13 protein-coding genes are annotated in these 12,826 nt (G+C 64.9%); 10 read left to right on the top strand and 3 right to left on the bottom strand.

The window, feature by feature from the left end:
* Positions 1–27 precede the first annotated feature (27 nt).
* Positions 28–1,116 (top strand): heat-inducible transcriptional repressor HrcA, encoded by a 1,089-nt coding sequence (gene hrcA, locus AC0L3S_RS32085; RefSeq protein ID WP_007604027.1) that lies wholly within the window; start codon positions 28–30, stop codon positions 1,114–1,116.
* A gap of 96 nt (positions 1,117–1,212) precedes the next feature.
* Positions 1,213–1,827 (top strand): nucleotide exchange factor GrpE, encoded by a 615-nt coding sequence (grpE, locus tag AC0L3S_RS32080; RefSeq protein WP_007598484.1) that lies wholly within the window; start codon positions 1,213–1,215, stop codon positions 1,825–1,827.
* Positions 1,828–1,967: 140 nt separating this feature from the next.
* Here grpE and pncA read toward each other — a convergent pair whose 3' ends face one another.
* Complete coding sequence (gene pncA / locus AC0L3S_RS32075; RefSeq protein ID WP_088941363.1) at positions 1,968–2,690, bottom strand: bifunctional nicotinamidase/pyrazinamidase; 723 nt, start codon at positions 2,688–2,690, stop codon at positions 1,968–1,970.
* A 142-nt stretch (positions 2,691–2,832) separates the two neighbouring features.
* On the bottom strand, positions 2,833–3,774 hold the full coding sequence (locus tag AC0L3S_RS32070) for a hypothetical protein (protein ID WP_473283654.1): 942 nt from the start codon (positions 3,772–3,774) through the stop codon (positions 2,833–2,835).
* Positions 3,775–4,169: 395 nt separating this feature from the next.
* Here AC0L3S_RS32070 and dnaK point away from each other — a divergent pair, with 395 nt between their 5' ends.
* The 8 genes from dnaK (at position 4,170) to AC0L3S_RS32030 (ending at position 11,692) form a co-directional block, all read left to right on the top strand.
* Positions 4,170–6,071, top strand: coding sequence for a molecular chaperone DnaK (gene dnaK / locus AC0L3S_RS32065; protein ID WP_007598490.1), 1,902 nt, complete (start codon positions 4,170–4,172; stop codon positions 6,069–6,071).
* A gap of 275 nt (positions 6,072–6,346) precedes the next feature.
* The gene (gene dnaJ / locus AC0L3S_RS32060) at positions 6,347–7,480 is read left to right on the top strand and encodes a molecular chaperone DnaJ (RefSeq protein WP_473283651.1); all 1,134 of its coding nucleotides are present in this window, start codon (positions 6,347–6,349) and stop codon (positions 7,478–7,480) included.
* 88 nt (positions 7,481–7,568) lie between these two features.
* A complete protein-coding gene (locus AC0L3S_RS32055) occupies positions 7,569–8,168 on the top strand; it encodes a class I SAM-dependent methyltransferase (protein ID WP_007598495.1) in 600 nt (199 codons plus the stop codon).
* Between the two features lie 57 nt (positions 8,169–8,225).
* Positions 8,226–8,804 (top strand): NADPH-dependent FMN reductase, encoded by a 579-nt coding sequence (locus AC0L3S_RS32050; protein WP_473264315.1) that lies wholly within the window; start codon positions 8,226–8,228, stop codon positions 8,802–8,804.
* 6 nt (positions 8,805–8,810) lie between these two features.
* Positions 8,811–9,518, top strand: a complete 708-nt coding sequence (pyrF, locus tag AC0L3S_RS32045; protein WP_473264316.1) for an orotidine-5'-phosphate decarboxylase — start codon at positions 8,811–8,813, stop codon at positions 9,516–9,518.
* Positions 9,519–9,598: 80 nt separating this feature from the next.
* The gene (locus tag AC0L3S_RS32040; RefSeq protein ID WP_473264317.1) at positions 9,599–9,910 is read left to right on the top strand and encodes a DUF1330 domain-containing protein; all 312 of its coding nucleotides are present in this window, start codon (positions 9,599–9,601) and stop codon (positions 9,908–9,910) included.
* A gap of 262 nt (positions 9,911–10,172) precedes the next feature.
* The gene (dapB, locus tag AC0L3S_RS32035) at positions 10,173–10,988 is read left to right on the top strand and encodes a 4-hydroxy-tetrahydrodipicolinate reductase (protein ID WP_473264318.1); all 816 of its coding nucleotides are present in this window, start codon (positions 10,173–10,175) and stop codon (positions 10,986–10,988) included.
* Between the two features lie 80 nt (positions 10,989–11,068).
* Positions 11,069–11,692, top strand: coding sequence for a 2,3-bisphosphoglycerate-dependent phosphoglycerate mutase (locus AC0L3S_RS32030; protein WP_007598504.1), 624 nt, complete (start codon positions 11,069–11,071; stop codon positions 11,690–11,692).
* A 187-nt stretch (positions 11,693–11,879) separates the two neighbouring features.
* On the opposite strand, the gene AC0L3S_RS32025 is transcribed toward AC0L3S_RS32030, so the two are convergent.
* A complete protein-coding gene (locus AC0L3S_RS32025) occupies positions 11,880–12,776 on the bottom strand; it encodes a methylated-DNA--[protein]-cysteine S-methyltransferase (RefSeq protein ID WP_027514780.1) in 897 nt (298 codons plus the stop codon).
* Positions 12,777–12,826 lie beyond the last annotated feature (50 nt).

The following is a 12,826-nucleotide window of genomic DNA, read 5'->3' as shown; positions in this document are numbered from 1 at the left end:
ACCTGTATCTGAGAGGAGTTAAGGTCTGTGGCCCATCACGATCCGATCCATCTGATCGCGCCGCGCGCGGGCCTCGCCCAGCTCAACGAGCGTTCCCGCGACATCTTTCGTCAAATCGTCGAAAGCTACCTCGCGACTGGGGAGCCGGTGGGCTCGCGCAACATTTCGCGCCTGATCGCCATGCCGCTGTCGCCCGCCTCGGTCCGCAACGTCATGGCCGATCTGGAACAGCTCGGCCTGATCTACGCCCCGCACACCTCCGCCGGCCGGCTGCCGACGGAACTCGGCCTGCGGTTCTTCGTCGATGCCCTGATGCAGGTCGGCGACCTCAACGACGGTGAACGGCAGGCGATCCAGAGCCAGTTGACCTCCGTGGGCCACGCGCAATCGGTGGAGGCCGCGCTCGAGGAGGCATTGACGCGGCTCTCCGGCCTGACCCGCGCCGCCGCCGTCGTGCTGACGCCGAAATCCAATGCGCGGCTGAAACATATCGAATTCGTCCGCCTGGAACCGGAAAAGGCATTGGTGATCCTGGTCGGCGAGGACGGGCAGGTCGAAAACCGCGTGCTGACGCTGCCGCCGGGGGTTCCATCCTCGGCGTTGACCGAAGCCGGCAACTTCCTCAATGCCCGTATCCGGGGCCGGACCCTGGCGGAGGCGCGGCTGGAGCTCGAAACCGCGCTCGGAGAGGCGCGCACCGAGCTCGATCAGCTGACGCACAAGGTGATCTCGGCCGGCATCGCCAGCTGGTCCGGCGGCGAGAACGAGGACCGCCAGCTCATCGTCCGCGGCCACGCCAATCTGCTCGAGGATTTGCATGCGCTGGAGGATCTCGAGCGCGTTCGCCTGCTGTTCGACGATCTCGAGACCAAGCGCGGCGTGATCGACCTGCTCGGGCGGGCCGAGACCGCGGAAGGCGTGCGGATCTTCATAGGCAGTGAGAACAAGCTGTTCTCGCTGTCGGGCTCGTCCACCATCATCTCGCCCTATCGGGACGCTGCCGGCCATATCGTCGGCGTTTTGGGCGTGATCGGGCCGACGCGGCTGAATTATGCCCGCGTGATCCCGACCGTGGACTACGCTGCCCGCATCGTCAGCCGGCTCCTGGGGGGCTGACCGGCGTCTCCCCCGATCACGGGCGCTTGATTTTCGGCGCCCGAAGCACGATATGCGGGCCAGAAACCCCCTGAGACGAATGCGAAAAGAGAGCCGATGACCGATCGAGACCGGCAACCCGAAGACACGAGTGCTGCGGCCGGCGAGCCCGTGGTGTCAAAACCCTACATCATGCCCGACGATCCAGAGCCCGGCTCGGTCGAGCTCCTGCAGAAGGAAGTCGCCGAGGCGCGCGACCGCATGCTGCGGACGCTGGCCGAGATGGAGAATCTGCGCAAGCGCACCGCCAAGGAGGTCGCGGACTCCAAGCTCTACGGCGTCACGGGCTTTGCCCGCGACGTGCTCGACATCGCCGACAACCTCCAGCGCGCGCTCGATGCCGTTCCGGCCGAAGCCCGTGCGGCGGCCGATGCAGGCCTCGCCTCGCTGATCGAGGGCGTCGAGCTGACGGAGCGCTCGCTGCTCAGCGCGCTGGAAAAACATGGCGTGAAGAAATTCGACCCCTTGGGCCAGAAGTTCGATCCGAACTTCCAGCAGGCGATGTTCGAGGTGCCCGATGCGTCGGTGCCCGCGGGCACCGTCGTGCAGGTCATGCAGGCCGGCTACACCATCGGCGAGCGCGTGCTGCGTCCCGCCTTGGTCGGTGTCGCCAAGGGCGGCGCCAAGGCCGCGCCCGCCAACAGCAACGAGCCGAACGGCGCGGCCAACTAACCGATCCTCATGGTGAGGAGGCGCGTCAGCGCCGTCTCGAACCATGCAGGCCCGGCCGTCGCAGCGAGGCCTTCATCCTTCGAGACGCGCGCGAAGAAGCGCGCTCCTCAGGATGAGGGATTGGCTGCTCTCGGCGTTGCCTACGCGCTCGCCGCGATATCCGCGGACTGAATCCGCTTCACGCCGGCCTTGGCCATATCGGCCCAGGCTTTTGCGAGCGAACCCTGATTGTCGATGCCGCGGCAGGCGTCTTCCACCACATAGACCTCGAAGCCCGCCTTGCGCGCGTCGAGCGCGGTCCAGGCGACGCAAAAATCCGTCGCCAGCCCGACTACGAAGACGCGCTTGATCTTGCGCGCCTTCAGATAGCCGGCAAGGCCGGTCGAGGTCTTGCCGTCGGCTTCGAGGAAGGCCGAATAGCTGTCGACATCCTTGTGAAAACCCTTGCGGATGATGAGCTCGGCGTGCGGGATCGCAAGGTCTTTCGACAGCGCGGCGCCGTCAGTGCCCTGCACGCAATGGTCGGGCCACAGCACCTGCTTGCCGTAGGGAAGATCGACGGTTTCGAACGGCTTCTTGCCGGCGTGGACTGACGCAAAGGAAACATGGCCTTGCGTGTGCCAGTCCTGCGTCATCACCACGTTCGAAAACGCTTTCGAGATCTTGTTGATGACGGGCACCACCTGCTCGCCTTCCTTCACGGCAAGGCTGCCGCCGGGCAGGAAGCAGTTCTGCACGTCGATCACGAGCAGCGCGGATGCATCGTCCGGCTTGATCGATGCCGCTGCCAGAATCGCGGTTGGCGCGAGCGCCACGAGCGCGCTCGTCCCGAGCGCCGCCAAGACTTGTCGCCGATCCAGCATCATTCGCCTCCCTCCAGGATGAACTCAACGGAAGGGGAGCCTAGTTCCGTTCGTATACGAACAGAAGCCCGAAAATGCAGCCGGCTTTGGTGAGTGGTTGGGCTGCTGACCGGATATATTCGCCGGGACGACGAGTGTCGGGCTAGCCCTTCGGCTGGATGCCGTCGCGGACCGCGCGGAAGCGGGTGAAGGCGGCCGGCCATTGCTCGCGCGGGGCGCTGGCGATGATGCGCAGCGAGGCGCCGCCGCTGCTGAAGCGGATCCACTGCACCACGGTCACCGGCGTCTTGTCCTTGCCGCTGACGCCGTCGATCCGGGTCTCGAAACCCTGCTGGCCGCTGATGCGGATCGGCTCGGACATGGTGACGCGCGACTCCCGCACGCCGGGGATCTGGAGCGCCGCCTCCTGGGCGAAGCGGGCGCGGTCGTCGGCGGCTTGCGGGGTGGCGCCAATCACGCCGAGGATGATGAACGGCTTCGATTCATAGCCGGAGCTCTCGTCGCCGTCGGCCAGGATGATGCTCGAGCCCGGCGCCAGCGTGCGAACGTCCTTGAAGTCGGCGAGATCGGTGATCTTGAACGGCATCAGCGCGATCTGCTCTTCGGCCGAGACCTGCTTGCGGGTGACGACGCTCGCGAACATCTGCCGCACCGCCTCGTCGGTGTAGATCTTGGTCGCATTCTCCGGAATCTGCACCGCGACATAGCCGGAGAAGCCGGCGCCCGGCACGATCATCGAATAGCGCCGCACCGGCGTCTCGCCGGCCTTGCCGCTCTCGGTGGTGAAATAGGCAAGGCCCGCGGGCGTCTCGATCTTGTCCTGCTTGACGCCGTTGGATCCGGCCGGATTGGAGTTGAAGGCGCTCACGACCTCGCCATAGGCCGCCGGCGGCAGCTCTGTGATCAGCACCTTGACGCCGCCGTCCTCGCTCTCGAAGCCGGGAAAGGTCTTGGCCGTGCTGAGGCCGACCAATGGCACCATGCCGAGGCGCAAGCCAGGTGGGAAAACGGCGTCGGCAGCCAGAGCCGGGAGCGCAGAGGCGACGAGGAGGGCGAGCGCGGCGAGGGGGCGGATCAGCTTCATGGGCACTCTGATTGGTTCACATTGAGGCCGTTCGATGGTGGCCGGCCGGCCGCTTTGTCGCGCGAGGCAGCCCGAGGACGAGCCCGGCTGGCTGCCCGCCTTTTAGCGGTTTTGGTCTGGCCGCAACAGAGCGGGGCGGAATGCGGTAGCGCATGCCGGCCGATCGCGGGACCTGTTAATATTTCCTCACCCGCAAGGGCGGTTCAGCCCGGATATGTTCTTCCAAAACCCAATGTTTTCACGGCCGAAACTTGCGTTCGGTCCTTGCAGGCACCTCCCCCCCTCCTATATGACCCCCAACCATCGCAATATCGCGAATGTTTGATCTTAGGGGGTTTCGGTTCGGGTGCCTTCTGGGCCCAGCCAGCCTGCCGCAAAAACAAGGATATAGGACCATGGGAAAGGTCATCGGGATCGACCTCGGCACCACGAATTCGTGCGTCGCCGTAATGGATGGCAAGAACGCCAAAGTCATCGAGAATTCCGAAGGCATGCGCACGACGCCTTCGATCGTCGCCGTGACGGACGACGGTGAGCGCCTCGTCGGCCAGCCGGCCAAGCGCCAGGCCGTCACCAATCCCGAGCGCACGTTCTTCGCAGTGAAGCGCCTGATCGGCCGCCGCTACGACGACCCGATGGTCGAGAAGGACAAGAAGCTCGTTCCGTACAAGATCGTGAAGGCTTCCAACGGCGACGCCTGGGTCGAGGCCGACGGCCAGACCTACTCGCCCTCGCAGGTCTCGGCGTTCATCTTGCAGAAGATGAAGGAGACCGCGGAAGCCCATCTCGGCCAGAAGGTCGACCAGGCCGTCATCACCGTGCCCGCCTACTTCAACGACGCCCAGCGCCAGGCAACCAAGGACGCCGGCAAGATCGCGGGCCTTGAAGTGCTGCGCATCATCAACGAGCCGACCGCGGCCGCGCTCGCCTACGGCCTCGACAAGACCAAGGCCGGCACGATCGCCGTGTACGACCTCGGTGGCGGTACGTTCGATATCTCGATTCTCGAAATCGGCGACGGCGTGTTCGAGGTGAAGTCGACCAACGGCGACACCTTCCTCGGCGGCGAAGACTTCGACATGCGCTTGGTTGGCTATCTGGCCGACGAATTCCAGAAGGAGCAGGGCATCAACCTGCGCAACGACAAGCTCGCGTTGCAGCGCCTGAAGGAAGCCGCCGAAAAGGCCAAGATCGAGCTGTCGTCGACGACGCAGACCGAGATCAACCTGCCCTTCATCACCGCGGACCAGACCGGCCCGAAGCATCTGACGATGAAGCTCACCCGCGCCAAGTTCGAGGCGCTGGTCGATGACCTCGTCCAGAAGACCGTCGAGCCCTGCCGCAAGGCGCTGAAGGATGCCGGCCTCACCGCCGCAGAGATCGGCGAAGTGGTGCTGGTCGGCGGCATGTCGCGCATGCCGAAGGTCCAGGAAGTCGTGAAGCAGCTGTTCGGCAAGGAGCCGCACAAGGGCGTCAACCCGGACGAAGTCGTGGCGATCGGCGCCGCCATCCAGGCCGGCGTGCTTCAGGGCGACGTCAAGGACGTGCTGCTGCTCGACGTGACCCCGCTGTCGCTGGGCATCGAGACGCTGGGCGGCGTGTTCACCCGCATCATCGACCGCAACACCACGATCCCGACCAAGAAGAGCCAGGTGTTCTCGACCGCCGAGGACAGCCAGAACGCGGTCACCATCCGCGTCTTCCAGGGCGAGCGTGAAATGGCGGCCGACAACAAGATGCTCGGCCAGTTCGACCTGATGGGCATTCCGCCGGCCCCGCGCGGCATGCCGCAGATCGAGGTGACCTTCGACATCGACGCCAACGGCATCGTCAACGTCTCGGCCAAGGACAAGGCCACGTCCAAGGAGCAGCAGATCCGCATCCAGGCCTCCGGCGGTCTGTCGGAAGCCGACATCGAGAAGATGGTCAAGGACGCAGAGGCCAATGCCGAGGCGGACAAGAAGCGCCGCGAGGCCGTGACCGCCAAGAACGACGCGGATGGACTGGTGCATTCGACCGAGAAGGCGCTGGCCGAGCACGGTTCGAAGGTCGCAGAGACCGAGCGCCGCGCCATCGAGGATGCCGTCAGCGACCTCAAGGAAGCGCTGAAGGGCGACGATGCCGAGGCGATCAAGGCCAAGACCCAAACGTTGGCCCAGGCTTCGATGAAGCTCGGCGAGGCCATGTACAAGCAGCAGGCCGAGGCCGACGCCAAGAAGGATGCGGCCAAGGACGACGTCGTCGACGCGGAATTTACCGAAGTCGACGACGACAAGACCAACAAGAAGTCCGCCTGAACCCCGCGAGGGTGATGATGCGGACGGCTTGGACCCCACACGCGCCAACGGCCTCCTCCCTCGCGGGGGAGGCCATCGTGTCGGGCTCGACGAGCCAAGCCACTGTGAAAATCGGCACTGATAAAATCGGTGCCGTTACCATCGATCAATTCCCAGCCGTTATTCTGAATGCTGCCGTGCAATCCTCTGCCGCGAGGCGGAAGGCTGCCTATATCGTCGCATGGCGACGTTGCTTCGCTCCGACTTGAATCGCGATCGGATAGACCGAGCTCATCATGTCCACGTCCACCAAGCGCTGCTATTACGAAACCCTCGAAGTCGAACGCGATGCCGACGATTCCGTCCTGAAATCGTCGTTCCGCAAGCTGGCGATGAAGTTTCACCCCGACCGCAATCCCGGGGACGACACCAGCGAAGTCAAATTCAAGGAAATCAACGAGGCCTACGAGGTCCTGAAAGACAAGGACAAGCGCGCCGCCTATGACCGTTACGGCCATGCCGCCTTCGAGCAGGGCGGCGGCGGTGGTGCCGGTTTCGGTGCGGGCTTCGCCTCCTCCTTTTCCGACATTTTCGAAGATCTGTTCGGCATGGCCGGACAGCGCGGCGGCCGTGGCGGCCGCGAGCGCGGCGCCGACCTGCGCTACAACATGGAAATCACGCTCGAGGAAGCTTTTGGCGGCAAGACCGCGCAGATCGAGATCCCGGTCTCGGTCACTTGCGAAGCCTGTTCGGGCATCGGGGCCAAGGCCGGCACCAAGCCGAAGACCTGCTCGACCTGCGGCGGCGCCGGACGCGTGCGACAGTCGCAGGGCTTCTTCACGCTGGAGCGCACCTGTCCGGGCTGCCAGGGGCGCGGCCAGATGATCGAGGACGCCTGCCCGTCCTGCTCGGGTCAGGGACGCGTCACCCGCGAGCGGAATCTGTCGGTCAACATTCCCCCTGGAGTCGAGGACGGCACCAGGATCAGGCTCGCCGGCGAAGGCGAGGCCGGGGTCCGCGGCGGACCGCCCGGCGACCTCTACATCTTCCTGTCGCTGGCCCAGCACCAGTTCTTCCAGCGCGACGGCGCCGATCTGCATTGTCGTGTGCCGATCTCGATGGTAACGGCGGCGCTTGGTGGCGAATTCGAGGTGCCGACCATCGACAAGGGCAAGACCAAGGTGAAGGTCCCCGCGGGCACCCAGTCCAGCCGCCGATTCCGCATTGCATCAAAAGGCATGCCGGTGCTGCGCTCGCGCCAGATGGGCGACATGTACGTTCAGGTCGTGGTCGAGACCCCGCAGAACCTCACCAAGAAGCAGCAGGAATTGCTGGCCGAGTTCGAAAAACTCTCCTCCGGGAACACCCAGCCGGAATCCGAGGGTTTCTTCACCAAGGTCAAGGATTTCTTCGGTAATCGCGCGAGTTGACGCGTCTTGACCGTGCCGCCTTCGGCCTATACGTCTTTATGACCATTTTCTGACACGCCGCGGTCCCGCGGTCCCGGCCGGTCCCGACATGCCATTGCCATCGTCCGCGCGTGCGTTGAAGAAGCCCCGTCTCGATGACGAGGTGCGTTTTCTCCGGTCATGGATCGAAAAGCCCCTCCACATGGGCGCGGTGATGCCGTCGGGCAAGCTGCTGGCCCGGACCATGGCCCATTACGTCGATGTCAATTCGGACGCACCGGTGGTCGAGCTCGGGCCCGGCACCGGCGCCATCACCTCGGCCCTGGTCGAGCGCGGCGTCGACCAGAAGCGTCTCGTGCTCGTCGAATACAATCCGGGCTTCTGCGCCCTGCTGCGCGACCGCTATCCGCAGGCCAAGGTGGTGCAGGGCGATGCCTATCGCCTGCGCGATACGCTGTGGAACGTGCTGAGCGCGCCGGCCTCCGCGGTCGTCTCGGGCCTGCCGCTGGTCACAAAACCGATGCTGACGCGGCTGCGGCTCATCCGCGACGCCTTCACGGCCCTGGCGCCCGGTGCGCCCTTCGTCCAGTTCACCTATGCGGTGGTGCCGCCAATTCCGAAATCGCTGCCCGGCGTGTCCACAGAGGCCTCGGAACGGATCTGGATGAACCTTCCGCCGGCCCGCGTCTGGGTGTATCGCAAGGACTAATTCCGCCGGCATTCCTGTTTGCGTGGCGGGCTCGTTTCGCCGAACGCATGGAAGCGGATGTCCGCACCGAAAATCCTGATCATTCCCGGCTCCCTGCGCACCGGCTCGCACAATGCGAAGCTGGCAGCGGTCGCCGCCTATGCATTCGACCAGGCCGGCATCGACGTCACCCGCATCTCGCTCGCCGATTTTCCGCTGCCGATCTATGACGGCGACCTGCAGGCCAAATCCGGTGTGCCCAAGCACGCAATCAATCTCAAGCGTATGATTGGCGCGCATCACGGTGTGCTGATCGTCTCGCCCGAATACAATGCCTCGGTGCCGCCGCTGCTGAAGAACGCGATCGACTGGGTCAGCCGCGTGCATGAGCTGCACGAGCCGCGCGGCGAGGTGTTCCGCAACCGCGTCTTCGCGCTCGCCGGCGCCTCGCAGAGCCGGCTCGGCGCGGCTCGCGCGCTGCAGGCGCTGCGGCTGATCCTGACCTCCTGCCACGCCAATGTGATTGCCAACCAGCTCACGCTCGCCTTTGCCGACCAGGCCTATGACGATATGGACAGGCTGAAGCACGAGGGCGATTCCGCCGCGTTGAAGGAACTGGTGCGGCAGTTGATCGACGTTTCTCAACGCATGATGTGAGGTGACATGACGCCAGCCGAGATCGCCCCGAAAGACCGACTGATCGTCGCGCTCGATCTGCCCGGTGTTGATGCCGCGGAAGCGATGGTCAACCGGCTCGGCGACAGCGTCACCTTCTACAAGATCGGCTATCGGCTGGCTTATGCCGGCGGCTTGCCGCTGGTCGGCAAGCTCGCGGACAAGGGCAAGAAGGTCTTTCTCGATCTCAAGCTGCACGACATCGGCAACACCGTGGCGCAGGGCGTCGACAGCATCACAAGGCTCGGCGCGACCTTCCTCACCGTGCACGCCTATCCGCAGACCATGAAGGGTGCCGTCGAAGGTCGCGGCAGCTCGAACCTGAAGATCCTCGCGGTCACTGTTCTGACGTCCTACAACGGGGACGATCTGCACGCGGCGGGCTTCCGGCTCGGCGTCTCCGAGCTCGTCGAAGCGCGCGCGCAGCAGGCGCAGGTGCTCGGCATCGACGGGCTGGTGTCGTCGCCCGAGGAAGTCGGAGCCTTGCGCAAGATCGTCGGCCACCAGATGAGCCTCGTCACCCCCGGCATCCGGCCGGCAGGCGCTGCAAGCGGCGACCAGAAACGCATCATGACGCCGGGCCGCGCGATTGCCGCCGGCGCGGACTATCTCGTCGTCGGGCGGCCGGTGGTGGAAGCCACGGACCCCAAGGCGATCGCGGAGGCGATCCAGAGCGAGATCGCCGGGGCACTCTGAGCATGATCCGGAAAAGTGTGCAGCGGTTTTCCGATCAGATCATGCTCAAATAGAAACCCAACAACACAGGGAGAAGAACAATGGCAAAGGGCTACTGGATCGGGCGCGTCGACGTGAGCAGCGACGAGGGCTACAAGCCTTATGCCGTCGCCAATGGTCCGATCTTCAAGAAATGGAGTGGCCGCTTCGTCATCCGCGCCGGCAAGTTCACCACCGTCGAAGGCAGCAGCCGCACCCGCAACGTCGTGATCGAATTCCCGGACTACGAGACCGCGATCGCCTGCTACAACTCGCCGGAATACCAGGCCAACATCAAGGTGCGCCAGCCGCACTCCGTCGCCGACCTCATCATCATCGAGGGCTATGACGGCCCGCAGCCGTCAGACGGCTGAGGCTGGGTCTGCGCGCATGCCTCGTCCTTCGGGACGACCGCTCCGCGGTCTCCTCAGGATGAGGCTAAGCAGTATCGGCGCTCGTCGAATTTGTTGCCAGGGATTCCGACCTCATCCTGAGGGCCCGCCGTAGGCGGGCGTCTCGAAGGATGGCCGCAAGCGACCGGCGCTCCGGGGGAGGGTGGAAGCCTGCCTGCTCCCAATCCCCCTTGGTTGCCGGAACTGCATCCCCCCGCTACAACGCCCGTGAGAGGATCGCACCATGTCCGACATGCGCTTGATTGTTGCTGGAGCCGGCGGCCGGATGGGCCGGGCGCTGACGCGGGCGATTGCCGAGAGCAAAGGCGCGGTGCTGGCGGGCGCGCTGGAGGCGCCGGGCTCGGAGCTGCTCGGCAAGGATGCCGGCGTGCTCGCGGGCTTGCCGGCCAACGGCATCAAGCTCTCCGGCGATCTCTGGGCGTTGTCGAAGGACGCCGACGGCATTCTGGATTTCACCGTGCCCGCGGCGACGCTCGCCAATGTCGCGATCGCCGCCGAGCGCGGCCTCGTGCACGTCATCGGAACGACCGGCCTGTCGGGCTCCGACAACGCCGTGATCAAGAGCGTCACCAACCGCGCCGTGGTGGTGCAGTCCGGCAATATGAGCCTGGGAGTCAATCTGCTCGCCGCCGTCGTCAAGCGCGTTGCCAAGGCGCTCGACGAGAGCTTCGACATCGAGATCGTCGAAACCCATCACCGCATGAAGGTCGACGCGCCCTCGGGCACGGCACTGATGCTGGGCCAGGCGGCAGCTAGCGGCCGCGGCATCGCGCTCGACGAGCATGCAGATCGCGGCCGCGACGGCATCACCGGCGCGCGCAAGCCCGGCGACATCGGCTTTGCGTCGTTGCGCGGCGGCACCGCGGCCGGCGATCACAGCGTGAGCTTCCTCGGCCCGTTCGAGCGGCTGACGCTGTCGCATCAAGCGGAGGATCGCATGCTGTTCGCCCACGGCGCGCTGAAGGCCGCGCTCTGGGCGCATGGCAAGAAGCCGGGGCACTACTCCATGGCCGACGTGCTCGGCCTGTCTGATATCTGAACGAGGCATGATCCGGGAAAGCGTGAAGCGATTTTCCGACACGATCATGCTTAGACAACGAACGAAACGGAAAGCAGTCAATGAGCGAACGTCTTCTCGTGCTGGTGCGGCACGGCCAGAGCGAATGGAATCTGAAGAACCTGTTCACGGGTTGGAAGGATCCTGACCTCACCGAACTCGGCGTGAAGGAAGCCTCGGAAGCCGGCCGCAAGCTGAAGGCGCAGGGTCTCGTGTTCGACGTCGCCTACACCTCGGTGTTGACGCGCGCACAGCACACGCTCGATCTCATTCTCGGCGAGCTCGACCAGAAGGGCCTGCCGACGACGAAGAACCTCGCGCTGAACGAGCGCGACTATGGCGATCTCTCCGGCCTCAACAAGGACGACGCCCGCAAGAAATGGGGCGAGGATCAGGTGCTGATCTGGCGCCGCTCCTACGACGTGCCGCCGCCCGGCGGTGAAAGCCTGAAGGACACGCTGGCGCGCGCGCTACCCTATTACGTGCAGGAGATCCTGCCCGGCGTGCTCAACGGCAAGCGCACATTGGTTGCCGCTCACGGCAATTCGTTGCGCGCGCTGATCATGGTGCTGGAGAAGCTCTCGCCCGAAGGCATTTTGAAGCGCGAGCTCGCCACCGGTGTGCCGATTATCTACCGGCTCAATGCGGATTCGACCGTGGCCTCGAAGCTGGATCTGGCGGGCTAAAGACGTTCGCGCGCGACGGAGCCGGCCAAACACTCGGTGTCATTCTGGCGAAAGCCAGGACCCATAACCACCGTCGTTGATTTTCGATGACTGGTGGTTGGAGGTCGGCGCCAAAACATCTTCCTGGGATAATGGGTCCTGGCTTTCGCCAGGACGACCATGTGGGGCAGATTACGCGCAGCAACTATTACTGCATTCCCAGCTGCCCGGCCTCCCAGCCCAGCATCGCCTGCTTGCGGGTGATGCCCCAGTGGTAGCCGGTGAGCGTGCCGCTCTTGCCGAGCGCGCGGTGGCAGGGCACGACGAAGGACACCGGGTTCTTGCCGACGGCGGCGCCGACGGCGCGTGAGGCTTTCGGGCTGTTGATGTTGCAGGCGATGTCCGAATAGGACACCGCGCGGCCCATCGGGATCTTCAGCAGCGTCTCCCACACTCGCACCTCGAAATCGGTGCCGATCATCACCACGCGCAGCGGCTGATCCGGCCGCCACAATTTTGTGTCGAAGATGCGCTGCGCCAGCGGTGCGGTGCCTTCGTGATCTTCGACGTAAGTTGCGTTCCGCCACCGCCGTGTCATGTCGGCAAGTGCCACCTGTTCCTCACCGGGATCGGCGAAAGCTAGGCCCGACAGTCCGCGATCGGTCGCGATCACGATCGCGGTGCCGAACGGCGAGTGATGGAAGCCGTAGCGCAAGATCAGCCCCGCGCCGCCGTTCTTCCATTCGCCCGGCGACATCGCCTCATGGGTGACGAAGAGATCGTGCAGCCGGCCCGGACCCGACAGGCCGGAGTCGAGCGCGGCGTCCAGGATGCTTGCGGAGTCCCGCAGCAGACCCTTGGCGTGGTCGAGCGTGAGCGCCTGCATGAAGGCCTTCGGTGTGATCGAGGCCCAGCGGCGGAACAAATGGTGCAACTCGTCCGGGGTAACGCCGGCCGCATCTGCCATCGCCTCGATGGTCGGCTGTGCGCGCCAGTTTTCCGAGATGAAGGCGATCGCCCGGCGCACGGAATCATAGTCGCGCAACGCGGCGTTCTGGGAGCCTGGCCCGGCCAGGCGCTGGTCATGTATCGCGAGTGTCATCATGACTGCAAATGTAGGAGAGGGCGGGGTCCGAAACCACCCGATTTCCGACC

Source organism: Bradyrhizobium sp. Ken01 (assembly GCF_055807355.1).
The sequence above is the reverse complement of the archived record's forward strand: the minus strand, read 5'-3'. Positions and strand labels throughout refer to the sequence as shown.

Bases quoted from the DNA above. Each gene is read 5' to 3' on its own strand.
- grpE (WP_007598484.1), top strand. From the start codon at position 1,213: ATGACCGATCGAGACCGGCAACCCGAAGACACGAGTGCTGCGGCCGGC.
- pncA (WP_088941363.1), bottom strand. From the start codon at position 2,690: ATGCTGGATCGGCGACAAGTCTTGGCGGCGCTCGGGACGAGCGCGCTC.
- AC0L3S_RS32070 (WP_473283654.1), bottom strand. From the start codon at position 3,774: ATGAAGCTGATCCGCCCCCTCGCCGCGCTCGCCCTCCTCGTCGCCTCT.
- dnaK (WP_007598490.1), top strand. From the start codon at position 4,170: ATGGGAAAGGTCATCGGGATCGACCTCGGCACCACGAATTCGTGCGTC.
- dnaJ (WP_473283651.1), top strand. From the start codon at position 6,347: ATGTCCACGTCCACCAAGCGCTGCTATTACGAAACCCTCGAAGTCGAA.
- AC0L3S_RS32055 (WP_007598495.1), top strand. From the start codon at position 7,569: ATGCCATTGCCATCGTCCGCGCGTGCGTTGAAGAAGCCCCGTCTCGAT.
- AC0L3S_RS32050 (WP_473264315.1), top strand. From the start codon at position 8,226: ATGTCCGCACCGAAAATCCTGATCATTCCCGGCTCCCTGCGCACCGGC.
- pyrF (WP_473264316.1), top strand. From the start codon at position 8,811: ATGACGCCAGCCGAGATCGCCCCGAAAGACCGACTGATCGTCGCGCTC.
- AC0L3S_RS32040 (WP_473264317.1), top strand. From the start codon at position 9,599: ATGGCAAAGGGCTACTGGATCGGGCGCGTCGACGTGAGCAGCGACGAG.
- dapB (WP_473264318.1), top strand. From the start codon at position 10,173: ATGTCCGACATGCGCTTGATTGTTGCTGGAGCCGGCGGCCGGATGGGC.
- AC0L3S_RS32030 (WP_007598504.1), top strand. From the start codon at position 11,069: ATGAGCGAACGTCTTCTCGTGCTGGTGCGGCACGGCCAGAGCGAATGG.
- AC0L3S_RS32025 (WP_027514780.1), bottom strand. From the start codon at position 12,776: ATGATGACACTCGCGATACATGACCAGCGCCTGGCCGGGCCAGGCTCC.